At 67.3% G+C, this 22444-nt stretch carries 16 protein-coding genes; 10 read left to right on the forward strand and 6 right to left on the reverse strand.

What is annotated here, in order from left to right; all coding sequences use genetic code 11:
• Window positions 1-211: 211 nt before the first annotated feature.
• Window positions 212-1720 (reverse strand): MFS transporter, encoded by a 1509-nt coding sequence (locus R4I43_RS03900; RefSeq protein WP_324264112.1) that lies wholly within the window; start codon window positions 1718-1720, stop codon window positions 212-214.
• Window positions 1721-2510: 790 nt separating this feature from the next.
• Here R4I43_RS03900 and dapA point away from each other — a divergent pair.
• Entirely contained in the window at window positions 2511-3791 is a 1281-nt protein-coding gene (gene dapA / locus R4I43_RS03905) for a 4-hydroxy-tetrahydrodipicolinate synthase (RefSeq protein ID WP_324264113.1), read from the forward strand.
• A 156-nt stretch (window positions 3792-3947) separates the two neighbouring features.
• Here the strand turns inward: dapA and R4I43_RS03910 are convergent, their stop codons facing one another.
• Window positions 3948-5051, reverse strand: coding sequence for an alcohol dehydrogenase family protein (locus tag R4I43_RS03910; RefSeq protein ID WP_324264114.1), 1104 nt, complete (start codon window positions 5049-5051; stop codon window positions 3948-3950).
• 21 nt (window positions 5052-5072) lie between these two features.
• A complete protein-coding gene (ribA, locus tag R4I43_RS03915) occupies window positions 5073-6278 on the reverse strand; it encodes a GTP cyclohydrolase II (RefSeq protein WP_324264115.1) in 1206 nt (401 codons plus the stop codon).
• A gap of 332 nt (window positions 6279-6610) precedes the next feature.
• Here ribA and R4I43_RS03920 point away from each other — a divergent pair, with 332 nt between their 5' ends.
• The 6 genes from R4I43_RS03920 (at window position 6611) to R4I43_RS03945 (ending at window position 13492) form a co-directional block, all read left to right on the forward strand.
• The gene (locus R4I43_RS03920) at window positions 6611-7903 is read left to right on the forward strand and encodes a flavin monoamine oxidase family protein (protein ID WP_324264116.1); all 1293 of its coding nucleotides are present in this window, start codon (window positions 6611-6613) and stop codon (window positions 7901-7903) included.
• Window positions 7904-7947: 44 nt separating this feature from the next.
• Entirely contained in the window at window positions 7948-8448 is a 501-nt protein-coding gene (locus tag R4I43_RS03925; protein WP_324264117.1) for a flavin reductase family protein, read from the forward strand.
• Between the two features lie 40 nt (window positions 8449-8488).
• Window positions 8489-10015: an aldehyde dehydrogenase (NADP(+)) gene (locus tag R4I43_RS03930; RefSeq protein WP_324264118.1), complete on the forward strand. Its 1527-nt coding sequence runs from the start codon at window positions 8489-8491 to the stop codon at window positions 10013-10015.
• Between the two features lie 108 nt (window positions 10016-10123).
• Window positions 10124-11512 (forward strand): LLM class flavin-dependent oxidoreductase, encoded by a 1389-nt coding sequence (locus R4I43_RS03935; protein WP_324264119.1) that lies wholly within the window; start codon window positions 10124-10126, stop codon window positions 11510-11512.
• A gap of 32 nt (window positions 11513-11544) precedes the next feature.
• A complete protein-coding gene (locus R4I43_RS03940; protein ID WP_324264120.1) occupies window positions 11545-12333 on the forward strand; it encodes a 2-keto-4-pentenoate hydratase in 789 nt (262 codons plus the stop codon).
• Between the two features lie 364 nt (window positions 12334-12697).
• Window positions 12698-13492, forward strand: coding sequence for an IclR family transcriptional regulator (locus R4I43_RS03945; RefSeq protein ID WP_324264121.1), 795 nt, complete (start codon window positions 12698-12700; stop codon window positions 13490-13492).
• Window positions 13493-13537: 45 nt separating this feature from the next.
• On the opposite strand, the gene R4I43_RS03950 is transcribed toward R4I43_RS03945, so the two are convergent.
• Window positions 13538-14041: a DUF309 domain-containing protein gene (locus R4I43_RS03950; RefSeq protein ID WP_324264122.1), complete on the reverse strand. Its 504-nt coding sequence runs from the start codon at window positions 14039-14041 to the stop codon at window positions 13538-13540.
• Between the two features lie 105 nt (window positions 14042-14146).
• Here R4I43_RS03950 and R4I43_RS03955 point away from each other — a divergent pair, with 105 nt between their 5' ends.
• Window positions 14147-14515, forward strand: coding sequence for a hypothetical protein (locus R4I43_RS03955; protein WP_324264123.1), 369 nt, complete (start codon window positions 14147-14149; stop codon window positions 14513-14515).
• A 323-nt stretch (window positions 14516-14838) separates the two neighbouring features.
• Here the strand turns inward: R4I43_RS03955 and R4I43_RS03960 are convergent, their stop codons facing one another.
• Window positions 14839-15834, reverse strand: a complete 996-nt coding sequence (locus tag R4I43_RS03960; protein WP_324264124.1) for a TerC/Alx family metal homeostasis membrane protein — start codon at window positions 15832-15834, stop codon at window positions 14839-14841.
• Window positions 15835-16204: 370 nt separating this feature from the next.
• Here R4I43_RS03960 and R4I43_RS03965 point away from each other — a divergent pair, with 370 nt between their 5' ends.
• The gene (locus R4I43_RS03965) at window positions 16205-18874 is read left to right on the forward strand and encodes an EAL domain-containing protein (protein WP_324264125.1); all 2670 of its coding nucleotides are present in this window, start codon (window positions 16205-16207) and stop codon (window positions 18872-18874) included.
• Window positions 18875-19938: 1064 nt separating this feature from the next.
• Window positions 19939-20232, forward strand: coding sequence for a DUF3040 domain-containing protein (locus R4I43_RS03970; RefSeq protein ID WP_324264126.1), 294 nt, complete (start codon window positions 19939-19941; stop codon window positions 20230-20232).
• A gap of 62 nt (window positions 20233-20294) precedes the next feature.
• Here the strand turns inward: R4I43_RS03970 and R4I43_RS03975 are convergent, their stop codons facing one another.
• The gene (locus R4I43_RS03975; protein WP_324264127.1) at window positions 20295-21914 is read right to left on the reverse strand and encodes a BCCT family transporter; all 1620 of its coding nucleotides are present in this window, start codon (window positions 21912-21914) and stop codon (window positions 20295-20297) included.
• Window positions 21915-22444 lie beyond the last annotated feature (530 nt).

The following is a 22444-nucleotide window of genomic DNA, read 5'->3' on the forward strand; positions in this document are numbered from 1 at the left end:
CACCCTTGGGGCGGGGGGGGCGCGCGCCCCCCCCCCCCCCCCCCCCCCCCCCCCCCCTTTTCTGACCACCCGTTTGCCTCAAAGGTTGCCCGTGGCCACCGAAACTGGTCATCCAGCATCGAATCATCGGTATCGGCAGGACGACCTTTCACACGAGACACGCAGCACTACCGCTGCCAGGGGTGCCGCTTCTTGTTCGCCGTCGGTCGGTTCAGGCCCGATCGTCCACCTTCGGCAGCGGCGCCAGCAGCATGGTCGAGGTGTCCAGTCGTTCGTTGGTGTCCTGGCTGGCGACAAGCTCCCGGGCTTCCTCGCCGCTGGCGACGACCGGGACCGATCCGCGCAGCGGGCGTGCGGCGGTCTCCCGCATGAACAGGGCGGCGACCAGGGCGATGGCGGAGAAGAACATGACGTAGAAGGCCGGGGCGTAGCTGTTGCCCGTCACCTGCACCAGAAGCTGCGAAACCAGCGGTACCGTGCCGCCGAACAACGAGGTCGCGATGTTCTGCACGAATCCGACGGCGCAGTAGCGCGACGCGGTCGGGTACAGCTCGGCCATGACGGCAGCGTTCATGCACAAGAACAGCGTTCCCGGGATCATCACCAGCATCAGCGCGACGTAGAGCGCCCACGTGGTCCCCAAGTTCATCAGCGCGAACGCCGGGACAAGGAGGACCAGGTTGCCGATCGCCGCTGCGAGGTAGACCGGCTTGCGCCCGAGCTTGTCCGACATCCGCCCGAAGACCGGTAGCAGTGCCGCCTGCAGCACGAGGATGACGACGGTGGCCAGTGCCGTGTGGAACGTGGCGATCCCGACCTGGGTCTCCAGGTACGTGGGCATGTAGCTGGTCAGGGTGTACGACGACGCTCCGTCGGCACCGATGAGCGCGATGCCGATCAGCACCTGAGGCCAGTAGTGCTTGAACACGCCCGGCAGGTTGTGGCGGACGAACATCGGGTTGGCCGCCTGTTCCGCCGTCTTCTGCTGCGCCGCTTCGAAGCTCGGCGACTCCGAGACCCGGCTGCGCAGTGCGATCGCGATGATGCCGAGGACGAAGGCCACGAGGAACGGGATGCGCCAGCCGCCGTTGACCATCGCGTCCGGGCCCCAGAAGTGGGTGGCGATGCCGCTGGTCGCCGCGACGACACCGGCACCTGCCGCGAATCCCAGCTGCGAACCGCTGTTGAGCAACGACGTCCAGAACCCGCGGTCCTTGTCCGGCGCGAACTCCGCGATGTAGGTCGCCGCACCGGAGTACTCGCCGCCGGTGGAGAAGCCCTGGACCATGCGCAGCAGGTACAGGAGCACGACAGCCCCAGCGCCCAGCGTGCCCGAGCTCGGCAGGAGTCCGATCAGGGTGGTGGCCACGGCCATGAGGGCGATGGTGAAGAACATGACCTTGCGGCGACCGATCTTGTCGCCCAGCGGGCCCAGGATGATGCCACCGAGCGGTCGGACCAGGAACGACACGGCGAACCCGAACAGCGTCACGAGCAGGCCGAGCGTGTGGTCCATGCCCGCGGTGAAAACCTGGGTCAGCGTGACGGCGAGGTAACCGTAGACCCCGACGTCGTACCACTCCATGAAGTTGCCGACGCCGGCACCGACCTGTGCGCGGACCAGCGCCGGTTTGTCGAGGACGATGCAATCCTCCTCGCGAAGGCTGCGCGTGCCCTCGGGCGGCACGGAGCGGCCACTTCTTCTGCCTGTATCGGACATCCTTGTCCCTCGTTTCTGACGATCGAGGCGAATCAACGTGGTGCAGACCTGGAGGGGGTCCTGACAACGGGTGCGCGGCTCTCCTGGTTCGAAGCTGCGACCGCAGATCGGCACCGAGCGCGGACGAACTGGTGAGCGGGTGCTGACACGCGGCGGTGAACCAGCCCTGCCGCAACCACACACCCGACTGTGTTCATTTTTCGAACGTAATGACCAAAAACTTTGACAGAGCCCCAGCAAGCAAGTCAAGGGTTTCTGTGAAGTGGAAGACACCTCGCCAGGAGCCCTCCCTTGAAACGGTCAAACAGCCAGCAGGCAGGCCGATCTCGCGAAGAAGCGCACCACAACTCCGCCCACAGGCGCACCAACATCTTGGCGTTGCGCCTCGGCGACCATCCCGCCCCATCGCGCCTGATGCCCCTTGACCACAACACAGCGACCTCAGTACGTTCCTCGGCATCGAACATGTCGTTCGTATATTGAACGCTCAACGGAGGTGCTGCCAGTAGCACGTTGCGCCGCGTGAGCTCGCGGCGTTCCGGTCCGCACGCGGGAACCGTCCGATGACCGCAGTGAATCCACGACGACGCAGTGCAGCGACGTGCAAGACATCCGGCGCGCGGCATCGAGGGCGGTCGCCGCGCCGTGCGCGATCGCTCGATGAGCGCCGCGCACCGTCCCGTTTCGAATGCAGCGGTCCAAGCGCTACTCCTGCCCCCGCGTTGCTCCCACCCCGCGCGGGCTGTCACGGAACTCAACCCGAACGCAGACGAACCGAGGAGCTTCCTGCATGTCGCAGCAATTGAGCGGTATTCTCGCAGCCCTGCCGACCCCGTTCACCGCCGACGGGAAGATCGACGTCGAAGCACTCAGGAGTGTGGTCGACCGCAACATCGACGGCGGAGTCGACGGGCTGGTCGCGTGCGGCTCGACCGGCGAGTTCGCCGCGATGAGCGAGCAGGAACGCCGCCTGGTCGTGGAGACCGTGGTCGAGCACACCGCCTGGCGTGTCCCGGTGATCGCGCAAACCGGAGCGGTGAGCACGGCGGAGGCCATCCGGTTGTCCCGCCACGCGCAGGAGTCCGGCGCCTCGGTCGTCATGCTGGTCACGCCGTACTACGAACCGCTCACCGAGGACGAGACCGAGCACTACATGCGCACCGTCGCCACAAGCGTTGACATCCCGGTGATGCTCTACAACCTGCCCGGCGTGACCGGGGTCGACCTCTCCCCCGAGACCATCGGACGGCTGGCCCGCGAAGTCGACAACATCCGCTACGTCAAGGACACCAACGCGGACATGTCGCGCGTGCGCCAGCTCATCCACCGCTACGGCGACGTGATCACCACCTTCGGCGGCTGGGACACGCTCATCCTGGCCACCCTCACCGAGGGCGCGGCCGGTGTGGTCGCCGGCAGCGGCAACGTGGTGCCGGCCGAGCTGGTCTCCATCCACCGCGCGCTGCAGGCCGGCGAGCTGGACCGGGCGCGCGCCGAGTGGTCTCGGCTCTACCCGCTGATGGAGTCGCTGATGTCGATGCCGTTCGTCCCCGCGGTCAAGGCGATCCTCAACTCGTTGGGTCTGCCGGTGGGCACTCCGCGCAGTCCACTGCTGGAGCTCGACGCCGAGACCGCAGATCGGGTTTCGGCCGAAGCCGCCGCGGCGCTGGGCCAGCGGGCACCGTTGCCGACCGCCACCCCGGGCAAGGTGCTGCGCAGCGCCGATTCGCGTCCGCTGTGCTCGGCCTCAGACATGCCGCCCTCCCGTCACTTCATCGACGGCGGCTACGTCGACTCCACCTCGGCTCGGGTGCTCGACGTGGTCGACCCGTGCTCTGAGCGGGTGCTGTGCCAGGCCCCGGACGGCACCGCCGAGGACGTCGACCACGCGGTCGCCGCCGCGGTGAGGGCCAAGGCCTCCTGGGCGCGACTGGTTTTCGTCGCTGGATCTAAGCCTGCAGACCTTCAGGCCGGTCCCTCGGCAACGTCTTGGCTGATCGCCGTGCTCAGATCATCCTCGTGCTGGACGAGCCCGCGACCGCACGGGCCGCGTGGGACTCAGCGTAAGTAGGACCAACCGGGCACGTCTCGCCCCAGCCGGTCAGCCCGTTGTCAGCGACCAGCTTCACCAGCGTGGTCTTCAGCGCCCAAACATCGGCGTGGGCCATCCGGCAGGGACCGTTGTGGACGGGCAGATCGTGGCTGTAGACGTGGACTTCGGCGATGCTCAACCTTCGGCCTCTGGCATCGTGAGCACGAGCTTGCCCATGAACTTCTTGCTCAAGAACTCCTCTTGCGCCTTCCCGATCTCGTGGAGCGGGAACACCTTCGCGACATGGGGCCGGAATTCGTCGGCCTCGACATAGGAGAGGAGGTTGGCGAACACCTCGTCGCCCTGGAAGGTGCAGCCCACCAACGTCAGGTCCTTGAGGTAGAGCGTGCGCAGGTCGATCTGCGCGATGGGCCCGCCGATCGCACCGGCGGTCGCGTAACGCCCTCCCCGACGCAACAGGTCGAGCAACGTCGGCCACTGCTCGCCGCCCACGAGGTCGACCACCACGTCGACCGAACCCCCGCCCAGCTCAGCGACCAGATCGGCGCCGCGATCGATGACCCGGTCGGCACCGAAAGCGCCCACCTCGTCGGCCTTGGCGGCCGAGCAGACCGCGATCACGGTCGCTCCCCTGAGCTTGGCCAGCTGCACCGCGGCCGAGCCCACACCGCCGGAGGCTCCGGTGATCAGCACCCGCTCCGCACCGAGGTCAACGCGGTGCAGCATGTTCTCGGCGGTGGAATACGCGCAGGGGACGGCGGCTAGCTCCACGTCGGACCAGTCGCAGTCCACCGCGTGGGTCTCGCGCGCCGGTGCCACGGCGAACTGCGCGAACCCGCCGTCGCATTCGCTGCCGAAGGTCCAGCACTCGTAGGGCCGGTAGTCGACGTAGCTGCGCAGCATGTTCCGCACCAGCACCCGCTCCCCGATCCGCGACGGGTCCACGCCATCACCGACTGCGACGACGTGGCCGCAGCAGTCGGCTCCCTGGATCCTCGGGAACTGCATCGGCTCGCCCGACCAGGTCGCGTCGGCGTCGTTCACCTCGTCGAACCCGGTCGCGCCGCCGGTGTTGGTGGCCTGCCCGACCGATTTCGAGTACCAACCGATCCGGGTGTTGATGTCGGTGTTGTTGATGCCGGCCGCGGCAACCCTGATCACGACCTCGCCGGGGCCCGGCCGGGGCACGGGCACGTCCGTGCGGTACTCGAGTTGTTCGAGACCGCCGTGGCCGTGGAGCAGCACCGCGTGCATGGTGCGCGGTAGCGAATCCGTCATCGCTGAGTCCAACTCCTTCGTTCAGGCCGGCTGTTCGAGCAGGTGGCCCATGCGGTCTCGCTTGGTGGCCAGGTAGCGCATGTTGTGCTCGTTGGGTTCGGCCTCCAGCGGAAGCCGCTCGCTGATGGTGATACCCCGATCGGCCAGCGCGCGACACTTGTCCGGGTTGTTGGTCAGCAGACGCACCGACCCGACACCCAGTTCGGTGAGGATGAGCGCGGCCGGGTCGTAGTCGCGGCTGTCGACCGGCAGACCCAGCGCGCGGTTGGCCTCGAGGGTGTCCATGCCCTGGTGCTGCTGGAGTTCGTAGGCGCGCAGCTTGTGCCCGAGCCCGATGCCGCGGCCCTCGTGCCCGCGCATGTAGACGATGACGCCGCGCCCGGCGGCGGCGACCGATTCCATCGCGGTGCGCAGTTGCGAGCCGCAGTCGCAGCGCAGCGAGCCGAGCAGGTCCCCGGTCAGGCATTCGCTGTGCAGGCGGACCAGCACGTCCTCGCCGTCGACCTCGCCCATCACCAGCGCGAGGTGTTCGACGCCGTCGGCGGTCTCGTAGCTCAGCGCGCGGAAGTGCCCGAAATCGGTGGGCAGTTCGGCCTGCCCGGTGCGCCGCGCCCCGCCGTGCTCGCGCATCCAGTCGACCAGCGCGGCGATCGAGATCATCGGAATGCCGTGCTCCGCGGCGAAAGCATCCAGTTCGGGGCGGCGCATCATGTCCTTGCGGTCGGGCGTGACGATCTCGCACAGCAGGGCCGCACCGCTGAGTCCGGCCGCGCGGCACAGGTCCACGCCGGCCTCGGTGTGACCGGTGCGCTCGAGCACTCCGCCCGGCTTGGCGCGCAACGGCATCACGTGGCCGGGACGGGCCAGCTCCGAGGGCACCAGCGTCGGATCGGCCAGGGCCCGGATGGTGGCGGCGCGGTCGCTGGCGCTGATGCCGGTGGTCGTGCCGTGCCGGTAGTCGACGCTGACCAGGAACGCCGTGCCGTGGCTCTCGGTGTTGGCGGAGACCATCAGGTCCAGGTCGAGCTCAGCGGCCCGGCGCTCGTCGACCGACACGCACAGGAACCCCGAGGTGTGCTCCAGGAAGAACGCGACCTCGTCGGTGGTGGTGTGTTCAGCGGCCATGATCAGGTCGCCCTCGTTCTCCCGGTCCTCGTCGTCGACGACGAGGACCTTCCCGCCTGCGGCGAGGGTGGCGACGGCTTCGGCAATGCTCGACGTGGGCATCGATCTCTCCTGCACGTGGATCACCCGGCTGGCGCTGACCGCCGCTGCGAGTGATGGCCGGATCCTGCGCGCTGGGCCGTCCGGAGGACACACCACAACGCTCGTTCATTTACTGAACGCTTTGTCCACGGATGGTGGCACCGCGTCCGCACGGCGTCAACAGAAATCTGCTTCTGACCTTGCACATCCGCCCCCGGTGCGACTCTTGACGCATCGGGCGAGCGGGGTCACAATATCTCCCGTCGCGTTCGTATATTGAACGTTCTGTTCGTTCTTTGCTCGATCTTGAGCCCACGAAAACCCGGCGTTGCCGACTGCGAGGGAGTGCCGCTGTGCCTGAAGAAACCGATGTCGTCGTGGTCGGCGGCGGGGTCGCCGGTCTGATCACCGCCCGCGAGCTGGGCCGCAAGGGCCTGCGCGTGACGGTGCTGGAGGCCCGCGACCGGCTGGGTGGCCGGGTGTGGACCGATCACCGGTTGGGCCGGGATCTGGAGATCGGTGGGACCTGGCTGCACTGGGTCCAGCCGCACGCGTGGGCCGAGGTCAACCGCTACGGCTTGGAGGTCACTCGCGGGCCGCGACCGGAGGAGGCCTACTGGCTGGCCGGCGACGAGGTCCGCACCGGGACCCTCGACGGGTTCATGGAGCTCATCGACCCGGGCATGCGCCGTCTCCTCGAGGGCACGATGCACCACATCCCCCGGCCCGACAAGCCCTTGTCGAACCCCGAGCTGGCTTCGGTGGACGGGTTCAGCGTGCAGGACAAGCTCGACGAGCTGGACCTGCCCGTCGAGGAGTACCGCGCCAACGAGGCCGCGTGGGTGGGGCACTTCAACGCCCCGCTGGGAGACGGCGCGTTCACCAGCGCGTTGCGCTGGACGGCCGCCACCACGGGCTCGTGGCACCTGATGCACGAGGCCTCGGCGGTGTTCCGGCTGGCCTCGGGCACGAAGTCGCTGGTCGAGGCGATCGTGGCCGACACCGACGCCGAGATCCGCACCTCCACCGAAGTCTCCCGCATCGAGCACGACACCGACGGCGCGGTCGTGACCACCACCGGCGGCGAGCGGATCAGTGCGCGGCGGGTGGTGCTGACCCTGCCGCAGAACCTGCTCGGCGATCTGGACGTCTCACCGGGGTTGTGCGCGGAGAAGAAGGCCGCCACCGCCGAAGGCACGGCCTCGAAGGGCGTGAAGGTCTGGATCCGGGTGCGCGGCCCGATCAAGCCGTTCTTCGCCTACTCCTCGGCCTCGCACCCGCTGTCGGTGGTGCGCACCGAGTTCCTCGGCGACGACGACGCGGTGCTGGTCTCCTTCGGCGCCGACGCCTCTCGGATCTCGCCCCACGACCGCGACGCGGTGGCCGAGGCGCTGCGGGTGTGGCGCGACGACCTGGAAGTCCTGGAGGTCACCGGGCACGACTGGATGGCCGACCCGCACTCCCGCGAGACCTGGCTGATGCAGAAGCCGAACCAGCTCACCCGCTACTTCGCCGCCCAGCAGCGCGCCGAAGGCGTCCTGCACTTCGCCGGCAGCGACTACGCCAACGTCTGGGCCGGGTTCATCGACGGCGCCATCGAAAGCGGCCACCGCGTCGCCCGCGACATCACCACGACTCTCACCTGACCACCCACCGAAACGACCGGCACTGACTGGGAGGGAACGCGATCATGACATTGTCGACCCCGACGATCGAGCCCCGCTACTTCCGCGACGTCATCGGCCACCTGCCCACCGGCGTGACCGTGGTGGCTGGTCGCGAACCCGCCACCGGCGCCCCCGCCGGACTCGTGGTGGGCACGTTCCAATCGCTGTCGCTTGACCCGCCGCTGGTGACCTTCAGCGTTGCCACCACCTCCAGCAGCTGGCCCAAGATCCGCAGCGGCCACTTCAGCGCCAGCGTCCTGGCCGACGACCAGCACCACGTCTGCAAAGCCCTCTCCAGCAAGCAGTCCGACAAGTTCGCCCAGCTCGACTGGAGCGAATCGGCCGAGGGCAGCCCGCAGATCACCGGCGCCCACGCCTGGATCGACTGCGCACCGCGGCACGAACTCGAAGGCGGCGACCACGTCATCGTCGTCGCCGAAGTCCTGCGACTCGAAGCGGGCCACGGCCAACCCCTGATCTTCCACCGCGGCCAACTCGGCACCTACCAGCAGCCCCAGGCCTAGACCCGCTCCCCGCCACGACGAAGTGAGAGCACACCACCAGATGAACACCACACCGCACCTGACCGAACCGGAAGAAACCCCGGAGGAGCTCGAGGCGCTGCTGGCCGCCGCGACCTCCGCGGCAGCCGACTGGGGACAGCGGTCACCGCACGAGCGGGCGGACGCGCTGTCGGCGGTCGCCGACGCGCTCGACACCGCGGGCCACGACCTGATCGCTGAGGCCATGGACGAAACCGGCCTCACCGAGGGGCGGCTCACCGGCGAGCTCAAGCGAACCACCGTGCAGCTGCGCATGTTCGCCGAGCAGCTGCGCGATGGCTCCTACCTGCGCATCGCCGTCGACCGGCAGGACCCCGACTTCGTGCTGGGCGCTCGGCCGGATCTGCGCCGGTGGCTGATCCCGCTGGGGCCCGTGCTGGTCTACGCCGCGAGCAACTTCCCCTTCGCCTTCTCCGTCGCCGGCGGCGACACCTCCTCAGCGCTCGCCGCGGGCTGCCCGGTCCTGCTCAAGGCGCATCCCGGCCACGCCGAGACCTCGCGCAAGACCGCTGAAGTCGTGGAATCGGCGCTGCGGACCGCCGGAGCGCCCGAGGGCACGTTCGCGCTGCTCACCGGCAGGCAGGCCGGGGTCACCGCGCTGCGCGACTCGCGCATCTCCGCGGGCGCGTTCACCGGTTCGGTCGCCGGCGGCCGGACGCTGTTCGACATCGCCTCCTCCCGCCCGAACCCGATCCCGTTCTTCGGCGAACTCGGCAGCATCAACCCCGCGGTGGTCTCCACCGATGCTGAGCGCGAGCGCGGCGAGCAGATCGCCGCAGGATTCGTCAGCTCCTTCACCCTCGGTGCCGGGCAGTTCTGCACCAAGCCCGGAATCCTGCTGCTGCCGCGTGGTTCCGAGCTGCCCAAGCGGATCACCGAACTCGCCCAGGAGGTTCCGCCGGCGCGGATGCTCACCTCGGCCATCGCTGAGCGCTACCGCGAACGCACCGCCGAGCTCGCAGCCGCCCAGGGCGTCGAGGTGCTCGTGCACGGCACCGAACACGCCGACCCCTCCGGTGTCCCGCAGGTCACCCCGACCGTCCTGCACGCCGGATCGGTCGCCAACCTGCTGTCCGAGCCCGTGTTGCTGGAGGAGAACTTCGGCCCCTGCGCGGTCATCGCCGAGTACGACGCCGATGAGGACCTGCGCGAGGTGATCTCGGCGGTCCCCGGAACGCTCACGGTCACCGTGCACCTGGCCGGACAGCCCGACGAGGCGGAGCGGCAGCAGGTCTCCGACCTGGTCGCGCTGGCCACCTCGCGGTCCGGACGCGTGCTGTTCGACGAGTGGCCGACCGGCGTCGCGGTCACCCCGGCGCAGCAGCACGGCGGGCCTTACCCCGCGACCACCGCGGGGTCGACCACCTCGGTGGGAACCGCGGCCATCGACCGCTTCCTGCGACCGGTGACCTACCAGAACGCGCCCGAATTCCTGCTGCCGGAAGCCCTGCGCGAGTCCAATCCGCTCGGGCTGCCGCGCAGCACCCACCAGCCCGGTACCTCGCAGAACTGGGCGTCGCCGCAGTGACGACGCGCCGGCGGGCGGCCCCAGCCCGCCGGCCTCTCCCCCGCCTCGAACCGCAACGGCTCGAGGTGCCTCCCCCTTCTCCGGAAAGCTCATAGAGGAGTAGAAGACATGCTGTCTCGCCGCATGCGCCTGTTCGCCTTCGAGTTCCAGGGCCCCGCACACCTTTCGGCCGGCCTGTGGCGGCACGAGAACGACCAGGGCCACCGCTACAAGGACGTCCGCTACTGGACCGAGTACGCCACACTGCTCGAGCAGGGCCACTTCGACGGCGTGTTCTTCGCCGACAACGCCGGCTACCACGACGTCTACCAGGGCAGCGCAGCAGGAGCGCTGGCCGACGGCGCACAGCTGCCCGCCAACGACCCGGCGCTGGTCATCTCGGCGATGGCCGCCGCCACCGAGCACCTCGGTTTCGGCCTGACCGGCTCGACCACCTACGAGCACCCCTACACTCTGGCCCGCAAGTTCAGCACGCTCGACCACCTCACCGACGGGCGCATCGGCTGGAACCTGGTGACCTCCTACGCCGACAGCGCAGCCCGCAACGTCGGCAACGGCCTGCTGCCCGCGCACGACGAGCGCTACGACGTCGCCGCCGAACACCTGGAGGTCTGCTACAAGCTCTGGGAAGGCTCCTGGGATGACGACGCGGTGGTCCGCGACGTCGAGCGCTGCCTCTACGCCGACCCGCAGCGGGTGCACGACATCAACCACCAGGGCAAGTACTTCAACGTCCCCGGTTTCGCGCTCTGCGAGCCCTCCCCGCAACGCACCCCGGTGATCTTCCAGGCGGGCGGATCGTCGAAGGGCCGTGCGCTGGCCGCGGCCCACGCCGAGGGCGTGTTCGTCAACGCGGTCTCGAAGAAGGCCTTGCGGCGCCAGGTCGACGCGTTGCGCGCGCAAGCCGCCGAATCCGGCCGCGACCCGCGTTCGCTGCGGGTGCTGCAGATGCTCAACGTCGTGGTCGCCGAGACCGACGAGCTGGCCCAGGCCAAGTACGAGCAGTACCGCAAGCTGGTCAGCTACTCCGGTGCGATGGCCCGCTACAGCGGCTGGACCGCGCTGGACATGTCCCAGTTCGACCCCGACGTACCGCTGCGGCACGTCAAGACCGACGCCGGCCAGACCATGGTGGACCTCTTCTCCAAGATGGACCCGGACAAGGAGTGGACGCCGCGCGACATCGCCGAGTTCATCGGCATCGGCGGCAGCGGCCCCACCATCGTCGGATCCCCTCAGACCGTCGCCGACGAGCTCATCAGCTGGGTCGAGGACTGCGACATCGACGGCTTCAACCTCGGAAACGCCGTGAAGTACCAGGACATCGCCGACTTCATCGAGCTCGTCGTGCCCGAACTCCAGCGCCGCGAGGCCGTCTGGACCGAATACCAAGGCCGCACGCTGCGCGAGAAGCTCCACGGTCCCGGCAACACCCGGCTCGCCGAAGACCACCCCGGCCGCGAGTACGCCCACGCCGCACTCGCCGCGGGCCACTGACGCCCCAAGCCCTCAAAGAAGAGGAAACCCCGATGCAGACAACCGAACTCCACGAGATCGCCACGACGCTGCGCCACGCGCGGCTCAACCGCGCCCCGATCGCCGCACCGACCAAGACCTGGCAGCAGCTCGACGCCGACGCCGCCTTCGAGGTCCAGCGGCTCACCGTCGAGATGGCCGTGTCCGAAGGCGACCGCGTCGTCGGATACAAGCTCGGCAACATCGCCAAGGCCATGCAGGCCGCCTTCGGGCTCGACCAGCCCGACTACGGTTTCCTGCTGGCCAGCACCTTCACCTACGAAGGCACCGCGGTCGACCCCGGGCGGTTCATCGAACCTTTCGTCGAACTAGAACCCGCGTTCCTGCTCACACGGCACCTGCGCGGCCCGAACCTCACCGTCGCCGACGTCATCAACGCCGTCGAGTACGCCGTGCCAGCGATCGAGATCATCGACTCCCGGGTGCAGAACTGGGCGATCGACCTGCCCGACACGCTCTCGGACAACGGCTCCACCGGAGCGGTGATCCTCGGCGGCACACCCCGCCGGATCAGCGACCTCCGGCTCAGCGACACCAGAGGGACCCTGCACTTCAACGGTGAACCGGTGATGTCCGGCAACACCCACAACATCCTCGGCAACCCGCTGTCGGCGACGACGTGGCTGTGCAACCGCCTCGCCGCGTACGACGTCGAGTTCGAACCCGGCCAGATCATCCTGCCCGGAAGCTGCCTGGAAGCGGTCCGCATGAACGCCCCCGGCACCTGGACCGGCGAGTTCGCCGACTGGGGCTCGGTGCAGTTCGAAGTCTCCCCGGCCTGACCTGCGGCATCCGGGGCTTGGGGGTTCAGCTCAACCCGCAAGCCCCGGATGAGGCTCGTCCGCGCAAACGAATTGTTCGGAATTCGAACACTCCTGGAGGCTGATGCCAGACCGGCGTCGACCCGGAGACGCCACCAGCAACTCCCTCGAAACGGACAGCGGCACCCAGCACCGCCGATCGCTGCACACCGCCCGCTCACCAGCGGCGATACCATCCACCGGGTGTCACAACCTCGCCGAGGCCCCCCACTCGGGAGGCACCACACCTCGGACCCGACCTCGCCAGCGCGTCCACTAAGTGAACGCGCCTGTTAGGCTGTTCGCACGACAGCACCCGTCAGGCGCGATCAGGAGGCGAGCAGCGATGGGCGACGAGCCCGAGCACCCCGACTTGGCCAACAAGTCGGTCACCAAAGCAATGCGCCTGCTCCGCGAACTGGCCGCTCAACCGCGCACCGGCGCCACGGTCACGACCCTCGCCAAAGCCGCGGGCCTGAGCAGGCCCACCGCGTTCCGACTGCTCCACAGCCTGGAACAAGGCGGCTTCGTCGACCGCATCGACACCAACTACGTCCTCGGCTGGGAACTCGCCCGCCTGGGCAGGCAGGCCGACCCCTACGCGGGCCTGGTCGCCCACGCCCAACCGCTGCTGCAGGAACTGGCCGACAAGTTCAACGAGTCGGTGACCCTGTCGATACCGAACTCCCAGGACGGCCTCGACCTCGTGGCCGAGGCCGCCGGCTCGCACGTGGTCGGCATCGTCTCCCGCAACATGGTCGGCGAGCGCTACCCGATGCACGCCAGCTCCACCGGCAAGGTCCTGCTCGCCGAACAGCTCGTGGAGAAGCTGCACCGAACGCTGCCCGATGAGCTCGAGGCGTTCACCCCGTACACCATCACCGACCGCGATGCCCTGTTCAAGGAGCTGGAGCAAGTCCGCGAGCAAGGCTTCGCCATCATCGACAACGAGCTCGAACCAGAACTGCTGTCGCTGTCACGCCCGGTCCGCGACAGCGCGGGAACCATGGTCGCCATCCTGACCCTCAACGGCCCCCGCAGCCGCTTCGGCCGCGCCCACATCCCCGAAGCCCTGCAGCAGATGCAAGGCACCGTCGACCGCCTCGCCGACCTCTTCTGGCGAGACTCCGCCAACTACTGACCCTTCGCGCGCTCCTGTGCGCTGACTCGCTCGCCGCAAGTGGGGTCAACGAGGTTCGGGCGCGTCATCGGTCGTGCGCAGCCTGGGAGTGAGTTGTTGTTCCGGGACCGTGGTGAGGCTGCTGCGCTCGACGTGGTCGGCGAGGTCGGCGGCGTGGTCAACCAGCTGGGCCACGGCGATGGAGTGCGGGGGGTGCTCGCGGTAAGGCCGGATGTGGTCGCAGGCCCTGCGCAGCAGCGCGGTCGCTCCGGTGGCGTTTCCTCGGCGCACATGGGTCAGGCCGACGGCGAGCTGGGCCAGCCCCTTCCACAGGGCGCGGTCTGCGCTGGGCGCGGTCTTCCACGCCCCCTCCAGAACCTCATGGGCGTGGAACGGGCGACCCTCATCGAGCAGTTGCTGGGCCCGTTCCAGGCTCTCCTCCGGGGTGAGCACCAGGTCTTCATCGACGCGCTCAACGCCGGCGGCGTCGTGCGGAAGCGGGCGGCCAAGCCCGTCCCGCGGTCGGGCATTCCGAGGCCGGCCTTGGGCGTCCCGGTCGCGATGCACCATGCCGCCGAGTATCCCTGCTCCTCGACGTCGTCCCAGGGAGCGAGACCCAGTGCCGTACGGGGCTCTGCTAGACAGGTGTCCATGCGCAATCCCTGGACGATATTCGTGTCGGATGCGTTGCAAGCACGCCTGGACCGCTACCGGGAAGACCGCGCCGACCGGACCACGACAACGGTGGTGTTCGAGGCCATCGAGCACCTGCGCCCACACCTCCCGGAACTCGTGCGCACCGCACACGCTCGCCCGGCATCACCGTTCGCCGCACGACCGACGCGGCAGCGCTACCTCGGCTCCGGGCCGGTGCAGATCCGCATCCACCCCGAGGCCACCCAAGCGGAGGTGCTGGGCCAGGTCTCCGAGGAGCTCGACGGCCTGCCGCTGGCGACTTGGATCCCGCCGCTGCTCAACGCATACTTGCCCGGACGCAAGGAGCCGGACAACATGCCCTGGCTGGCCCAAGACACCGAGGCCTAGCCCCTTCCCACCGGCGGCCGTCCACGGCCGCCGGTGCATCCCCGTCCAACGATCTATGCCGCGACCCAGCGCCTCGTCCAACGAGGGATTGCGCGGCGCACGCTCAATGGGCCGGCCGCTCTCGACGACCTCAGGTCCATCTCTGGCGCCAACCCACGATCGCCGACGGCATCGGACGGGCGCCTGTGCGGTTCAGCGTGGTCGGCTGTGGTGGTGGGGCCCACGGGGTGGGCCGGCGGAGGACAGGACCAAGCAGGTGATCACGAGCGCGCTCAGCACCATGACGGTGGCGATCGCCTCGATCGCAGAGAAGGTGAGCATGGTCAGCTCCCGGGTGTGATGGTTGTGGAGCGGCGGGCGTAGAGGCTGGTCCCGGTGACGGCACCGAGGACCAGCACGATGACCACCAGCGAGATCGGCGTGGGAATCTCCGGGACCGCAGGCCAGATCCCGTGGGCCCAGTGCAGCACCAACTTGAGACCGATGAGCCCGAGGATGATCGCCAAGCCGTAGTTGAGGTGGGCGAGCTTGGCCAGCGCGGTGTGCAGGACGAAGTACAGAGCGCGCAGCCCGAGCAGGGCGAAGGCGTTGGTGGCGAACACCAGGTACGGGTCCTCGGTGATCCCGTAGACGGCAGGTACCGAGTCGACGGCGAACACCACGTCGGTGGCGAACACCGCCACCACCACGACGGCGAACGGCGTCAACGCCCGCCGCCCCGCCTCGTGCACCGTGAGCCGAGGCCCGCGGTAGTCGTCGGTGACGGGCATCAGCCTGCGCAGGAAACGCACCGACCTCAGCTGAGAGACGTCGCGGTCGAACGCGGTGCCGGCCAATGCGTCGCGCAGGATCTTGACCGCGGTGACGAACAAGATCGCGCCGAACACCAGGAACGCCCAGGTGCCGGCCTGCAGCAACGCAGCACCCAAGGCGATGAAGATGCCGCGCAGCACCAGCGCCCCGACGATGCCGTACAACAACACGCGCTGCTGCAGCGCAGGCGGCACGGCGAATCCGGCCAACAGCATCATGAACACGAACAGGTTGTCGACCGACAAGGATTTCTCCACCACGTACCCGGTGAAGAACTCCAGCGCCGGAGTCCCGCCGTACCAGGCCCACAACACCAAGGCGAACAACAGAGGTAAAGCAACGTAGAACACCGACCAGCCCAGAGCTTCGCGGAGTCTGACCTCGTGGGGTTTGCGGGTGATGGCGAAATCGAGGACCAGCAGCCCGAGCAGGACGGCGATGCTGATCGCCCACATCCAGGCAGAGCCCACCGACGGCTCAGCAGCCGCGATCACATGACTGGGCATGGCAACTCCCGAACAGCACATGGCGGTTCGGGGTCTCCTTCGCCCTGCTGTCGGGGCGGCCCGCCGGGGACACCGATGATGTCCGTGCTGACCGGCAGAACCTGCGGAAGTACTCCCCCCTCGCCAGCTAGTATCACCGCAGGACAGCGACCTGTAAAAAGGATCTGCCGGACCGGCCGGCGAAGGGGCTCACCGGCTCGTGGCCCTAGAACGAAGCCTGTGGTCAGTCGGGTTGACGACTCCGCGGCCGGCGGTCGCCACGAACACCGCCATGCCCCGATCTTTCGGCTAAACGACGCCACCCCGTCACATGCGAACGGTCTCGCGGCCGGTTCCTCGCCCAGTGCGAGACCATTCATTGCTTTTCCAAATGTTGTCCCGCAAAAGGGCGCTCCCCGAGCGTTCTACCTGTGGTTTTCACCCACGCGAGCATGCTCGGCATGGTGTCCTGCGCAGAAGTGTCGTACTCGGTGGTGTCTCGCATACTCACCGTGTGGCTGCGCGATGGCGAGGACCGTTTTCCCTGATCGGACGCATATACCTGCTCGTCGGGGCCCTGATCGCGGTGACCGCCCTGATCACCGCAGCGATGTTCGCCCTGCGAGATCGAGCTGTGGACTCGACGACGGAATTGGTCACCAAGATCGTGCCGGCGCAGAACGACATCGCACGTTTGATCACGGCCTACTCCGAGCAGGAGAACCGCGTGCGCGCGTTCCTGCTGACCGATGACCCCTTCTTCCTCAAGCAGTACGAAGCCGAACAGGACAACGCCGCCAAGATCCAGGAAACCGTTCGTCATCGGCTGGCCGGCGACCCGGTCGTGCAGGAGCTCGAGCGGCAGGTCGCTGCAGCCGCGGTGACCTGGCGGCGGGAATCAGTCGAGCCGCTGATCGCACGCAGCGGCGATCCAGGCCCATCAACCCTGTCGCCCGCGGAGAGGCAGTCCGAAGAGCAGCGGGCCAACGCGCTGCGGAGCACGTTGCTCGAGTTGAGCGCGCGAGTCGACGGAATCGCGACCGCGAAAGCAGCCCAAGCCGATGCAGCCCGCACCGCCGCGAACTGGCTCAACGGCGGCCTCGTCCTGGCAGGTCTCCTCTTCTGGGCAGCGGCCATCCTCCTGCTCCGCAACTCCCTCACCCGCCCCCTGCGCACCCTCGTATGCCAGGTCAACCAAGTATCGGAGGGTGACCTCGACCGTCCTGTTCAAGAGGCAGGTCCACCCGAATTGACGACAGTTGCGCGTGCAGTGGAGACGATGCGTGCACGAATCCTGAGCGAAACCCGGCACATAGCGCAGATGCAGGAGGAACTGGCTCGTCACGAGAAAGCCGAGCGCCACCGAGCGGAGCAGGATTTCGCGACCGTGGTCGATGCGCTCGACGAGGGCGTCATCGTGCTCAGCTCGTCCGGCGAGATCGAGTCGTCCAACCCCTCTGCCCGCCGCATCCTCGGTGCGAACGAGTCGGAGCTCGTCGGTTCTACCCCTGCGTCCTGGCGCCTGTTCGACCAAGCCGGTGAGGCGCTGAGCGAGGAGACCCTCCGACCCCCGTGGCCCGGAGATCCGGTCAACGCCGAGGTGGTCCGCTTCGAGGGGACCGATGGTCGCAACGCGTGGCTGGCGGTCACGACTCGCCCGTTGCGCACCGACACAGGAACGCCCTACAAGATCGTCATGTCGTTCGTCGACATCACCGAGAGCCGGGCCGCCCAGAACCGCTTGGAGCACGAGGCCACTCATGACCCGCTCACAGGCCTGGCCAACCGCACGCTGGTGCTCCGGCACATCGAGCAGGCGCGGCAGCAGGAGCAGTCGACAGCCGTGCTGTACCTGGACCTGGACAACTTCAAGATCATCAACGACTCCCTCGGGCACGCGGTCGGCGACGAAGTCCTGCGCAACACCGGGCAGCTGCTGGTACGCGCAACACGCCCCGACGACCTGGTCGGCCGACTCGGTGGGGACGAGTTCGTCGTCCTCGCCCACGACGAGACCGATGACGACAGCCTCGGAAAGCACAGCAACCTCCTGCTCGCCGCCCTGACCGAACCGATCCACGTGCACGGCAGACACCTGCACGTCAACGGCAGCATCGGGATCGTCATCGCCCAACCCGGAGATGACCGCACCGGCCAGGACCTCCTGCGCGACGCCGATGTGGCCATGTACCAGGCCAAGGCACGAGGTGGTGGATGCTCGGCGTTCTTCGACGTCGATCTCCGCACGCGCGTGCAGCGCCACATGGAACTGGAACAAGACCTGCGCCACGCCGTGCACCAGGACCAGCTCTGGGTGGCCTACCAGCCCGTCGTCGACCTGCGCGTCGATCGCACGGTGGCCGTGGAGGGATTGCTGAGGTGGCAGCACCCGGCCCACGGACCGATCCCACCCGGTGAATTCATCCCCGTGGCCGAGGAAAGCGACTTGATCAACTCCGTCAGCGCGCACATGCTGCACACCGCGACCCGCCAAGTCGCCACCGAACGCGAGCGCCACCAGCTCGACCTGGTCCTCAACGCGAACCTCTCACCACGTCAGCTCGACGACCCCGGCCTGCAAGCCCTCGTGCAGCACGCCCTCGCGGATTCGGGCCTGCCCGGCCGGGCGCTGTGCCTCGAGCTCACCGAGGAAGCGATCATGCACGACCCGGCGGCGGCAGCGCGCGTGCTGAACACCTTGCGCGAGTTGGGCGTGTCACTGGCGATCGACGACTTCGGCACCGGATATTCCTCGCTGGCCCAGCTACGACGACTCCCGCTGGACACCCTCAAGATCGACCGCTCGTTCATCACCGACCTGGTCGAGTCCGACGAACTCCGGATCATCGTCACCAGCGTCGTCACCATGGCCCACGGGATCGGGCTCGAGGTCGTGGCAGAAGGTGTCGAAACCGCCCAACAACTCGACTTCCTCGGAAGCATCGGCTGCGACCACGTCCAGGGCTACTACCTGAGCAAACCCACCCCGCTCGCGGAACTGGCGGCCTCCCTGCCACACGCCTGGACGAGCGGCTACCAACTGCGCGCGGACGAACCCTAGGTCCCGCGCCATAACCAGTGCCAAACAGCCTGGCTGCAGGGGCACCAGGCGACGATCGGGAATGGCGACGTGCGATCTGACGAGCCTCAGACGTTGATGCGGAACGACTACCAGGGGCTTCGCCACCAGCGGCTTCACGCTTGAAAAGCTGGCTGACCCGGCAAGACGTTGATCTCAACTTCTCTGCGTTTTGCGGCGGTTTTCGCTTTCCTGACGAGCACTCACGAATCGCGGCGCTACACCTTCGAGCAAGTACGAGGCCCGCGACAAGCAGGTCGACATCGTCGGGCTCAACACCCGCAGCGCCGCCATGCACGGCCGCCTCACCGGCGAACTCGCAGGCAGCTACTGCCCCTTCAATCAAGGGACTCGTGTCCCCACGCCTTCCTAGTCGCATAGGGAGACTCCCAGGACGCAGAGTCCTCGCCTGGAGCTCGTGCTCGGTGGCGCGGGCAAGCCCCGGAAATCTTGCATGAATGCTGAAATGAAGCCCGCCAAAAATGGCTGAGGGAACACGTTGCTCTGCAGCTCCACCCCACTCATCCTTTACTTGCAAGATTGCACATAAACGGAGGGAACAGGCGTGGCTGCGGTTGGTCAGCCTGTGCAAACGCAGGAAGGTTTGGCGTTCGACGCAGTATGGGCCGGCACGATCGCATCCAAAAGGACAGACTATGACGATCATTCCGGAAGCACGGGTGGCTCGCCCGGAACCACGGGGCGAGCAGGCCGCCCTCAGAGTCGTGTGCGATGGGTGCGGGTACGCGATCAGACGCTGGACCAGCGCCGACAACGGATGGCCGACACGTTGGCGAGAGTTGCAGCGCTGTGGTTGGCGCGGATCGGCTTGGTCCTTCGGTCTCCATTTCTGCCCGGGGTGCGTCGCTGCCGGAATATCTTCCGAAGCCGCTAGGTAGAGGACAGGCACAACGACCGGGCGAGTCCCAGCACGCGCGAGCCCACGGTGGGGCATGGCTGCCCTCTCCGCGATCGTGTCCCTTGGCCGGCTGAGGGGAACAACGGCCTGCAGCGTAGTGCGACGAGTAGTGGTTCGGGGGCCTGCGATGTTGAGTCGGCACGAGCGACGACAGTTGCGCGAGATCGAGCACTGGTTCGAAGAGACTGACCCGGGGCTGGTGGCATACGTCCGGAGGGCACCAGTGCGATCCACTGCGGACTGGCAAACTCGTATGCTCTCGGCAACGGCGACCTTGGGTGGCGTCTTCCTTCTCGGTGGCATCGTCCTGAATCTGCCGAGTTTGATCTTCTTGGGCATCTGTCTCGGCGCCGGTGGCCTTTCCTGCAGGTACTACTGGAAGGTCGGCACGCCACCGCGCGCACATCCCGATCACGACTAGGAACGCCCGGCGACCGTCATATCCCTAGATTTGCCAATCTCCAGGGCGGTTCTCCACTGCGGCTAGTACTTGCCACGCGATCTCAACCATGGACTCCGGCGCTGCGTGCTCCGCCGCAGTTCGGTCAATGGCTCCGGTGGCAAGGAGGCGACGGCTGGCAGCCGTTCAGTTCTCAGACCCCGAACGAGCCCCCAGCACAGGAACAACAAGACCACGCAGAACGGCAACCCAGCCACGATCGAGGCCGTCTGCAGCGCGCCGAGAGCTTCACCGCCAGCTGCGCCGCCCGCGAGGAGCAATACCGCCGCGATGACGCCTTCCAGCACGGCCCAGAAGAGCCTCTGCTGCCACCGTGGATGTGGATCACCACCGTTGGTGAGGATGTCGACCACCAACGAGCCGGAATCCGAGGAGGTCGCGAAGAACAGCACCACCACGAGGATCGCGACGACTGAGGCGACGAGCGTGACGACTCCGGGCACGGTCAGCTGGTTGAGCATCACGAACAGCGCAGACTCCGAAGTTGCGTCAGCCAGCGGGTTGTTTGGATCGCCCAACAACAACTGCAGCGCGGAGTTGCCAAATATCGTCAGCCACACCATGGATGCCCCGACCGGGGCGAGCAGGGTGCCAACGATAAATGCTCGAATGGTGCGGCCGTACGAGATGCGGGCGATGAACATGCCCACGAACGGCGACCAGGAGATCCACCAGCCCCAGTAGAACAGGGTCCAGGACGCCTGCCATTCCTGCGCAACGCTGTCGCCGGGGAAGGTCTGCAGGCTGAGCCCGGCGAGGTTCTGCAGGTAATGCCCGACGTTCGCTGCAATGGTGTTCAACAGGTCCAACGATGGCCCGGCGAAGAACACGAACAGCATCAAACCGAAGGCCAGCCACAGGTTGGCCAGCGACAGTCGTCGAATACCCTTGTCGATACCCAACATCACTGACACCACGGCGATCGTTGTAATTCCCAGGACCAGCAGTACCTGCAACGTGGTCGTGTTGGTGAGGCCGAACAACGCACTCACTCCTGCGCCCACTTGCTGGCCGCCGATGCCCAAGGAGGTGGCCAGGCCGAACAGCGTTCCGAACACCGCGAGAACGTCGACGAGATTTCCGACCCAGCCGTTGATCCTGTCGCCGAGCAACGGGTACAGCGCTGCGGAGGGACGCAACGGCAATCCCCTGCGGAAAGCGAAGTAGCCCAACGAAAGACCCAGCACGATGTAGATCGCCCACGGGTGCAGACCCCAATGGAAGAACGTGTAGCTCATCGCGTTCTGCGCTGCCTCAGCCGTTCCCGGCTGGCCGGTGGGCGGCGACGTGAAGTGCGTGATGGGTTCGCTGACCGCGTAGAAGACGAGACCGATGCCCATGCCAGCGGTGAACAGCATCGCGAACCAGGCCAGGTTGCTGTACTCAGGTGTGGAGTCAGGCGGGCCCAGCTTCACCGCACCGTAGCGGCTGAGCATCAACACCACGACGAAGATCAGGAAGAACGTCGCCGCGATGATGTACAACCACTCGAAGTAGGTCGTGACGAAGGAGTTCGCCGAGCCCGCGACCGCCGACATGTGCCCCGGCGCGAGCACGCCCCACAGGACGAAGCCCACCGCGACGATCCCTGAAATCACGAACACGGGTGGGTTCGTGTGCGCACGCAAGTATTCACGAAGCATGTGGAGTCACCGCCCTGGAAGTCGCGAGCGGCCTGATGGTCTTCTCGCATCACACTACTCGTGCTCGCGCTGCCAGCACAGTGGTGAGAGCTCTTTGCGGCACTGCAATGAGCACGAGATTGGGTAGGACGGTTTGAGCAGGTCGAGTGCGGGCATTTCGGTGTCGAGGGTTCCAGGTGGACACGACGTGGTTCCAGCCCAGGAGACCGGATGAGCTATCGAGTGTTGCTTGCTACGACGGCCGCAAGCATCGCCATCGTTGTGCCGGTAGGTTGCGGCGATCCTGCACCACCCGCCGCTCCACCCTCGGCGTCGGCACCTGCGCCATCGGTTGGCGGATCAGAGACGACCGTGCGTGGGGAGGTGCAGCGCGGCGTCGAACCGAACTGCGTGGTCCTGAGAACTGCTGATCGGGAGTACCTGTTGGTGCAGCCGCCGCACACGCTCCAGCCAGGCGTGAGGGCTCTTGTCCGGGGAAGAATCGAATCGAGCAGGGTCACGACGTGCATGCAGGGGACACCTCTAGTCGT

Origin of the sequence: Saccharopolyspora mangrovi (genome assembly GCF_035320975.1) — a bacterium.
GTDB lineage: Bacteria > Actinomycetota > Actinomycetes > Mycobacteriales > Pseudonocardiaceae > Saccharopolyspora > Saccharopolyspora mangrovi.

What these genes read in the sequence shown, in the direction of transcription:
- R4I43_RS03950 (WP_324264122.1), bottom strand. Translation starts at nt 14,041, where the DNA reads ATGGTGCATCGCGACCGGGACGCCCAAGGCCGGCCTCGGAATGCCCGA.
- R4I43_RS03910 (WP_324264114.1), bottom strand. Translation starts at nt 5,051, where the DNA reads ATGACGGATTCGCTACCGCGCACCATGCACGCGGTGCTGCTCCACGGC.
- R4I43_RS03935 (WP_324264119.1), top strand. Translation starts at nt 10,124, where the DNA reads ATGCTGTCTCGCCGCATGCGCCTGTTCGCCTTCGAGTTCCAGGGCCCC.
- R4I43_RS03930 (WP_324264118.1), top strand. Translation starts at nt 8,489, where the DNA reads ATGAACACCACACCGCACCTGACCGAACCGGAAGAAACCCCGGAGGAG.
- R4I43_RS03925 (WP_324264117.1), top strand. Translation starts at nt 7,948, where the DNA reads ATGACATTGTCGACCCCGACGATCGAGCCCCGCTACTTCCGCGACGTC.
- R4I43_RS03965 (WP_324264125.1), top strand. Translation starts at nt 16,205, where the DNA reads ATGTTGTCCCGCAAAAGGGCGCTCCCCGAGCGTTCTACCTGTGGTTTT.
- R4I43_RS03940 (WP_324264120.1), top strand. Translation starts at nt 11,545, where the DNA reads ATGCAGACAACCGAACTCCACGAGATCGCCACGACGCTGCGCCACGCG.
- R4I43_RS03975 (WP_324264127.1), bottom strand. Translation starts at nt 21,914, where the DNA reads ATGCTTCGTGAATACTTGCGTGCGCACACGAACCCACCCGTGTTCGTG.
- R4I43_RS03900 (WP_324264112.1), bottom strand. Translation starts at nt 1,720, where the DNA reads ATGTCCGATACAGGCAGAAGAAGTGGCCGCTCCGTGCCGCCCGAGGGC.
- R4I43_RS03945 (WP_324264121.1), top strand. Translation starts at nt 12,698, where the DNA reads ATGGGCGACGAGCCCGAGCACCCCGACTTGGCCAACAAGTCGGTCACC.
- dapA (WP_324264113.1), top strand. Translation starts at nt 2,511, where the DNA reads ATGTCGCAGCAATTGAGCGGTATTCTCGCAGCCCTGCCGACCCCGTTC.
- R4I43_RS03960 (WP_324264124.1), bottom strand. Translation starts at nt 15,834, where the DNA reads ATGCCCAGTCATGTGATCGCGGCTGCTGAGCCGTCGGTGGGCTCTGCC.
- R4I43_RS03970 (WP_324264126.1), top strand. Translation starts at nt 19,939, where the DNA reads ATGTTGAGTCGGCACGAGCGACGACAGTTGCGCGAGATCGAGCACTGG.
- ribA (WP_324264115.1), bottom strand. Translation starts at nt 6,278, where the DNA reads ATGCCCACGTCGAGCATTGCCGAAGCCGTCGCCACCCTCGCCGCAGGC.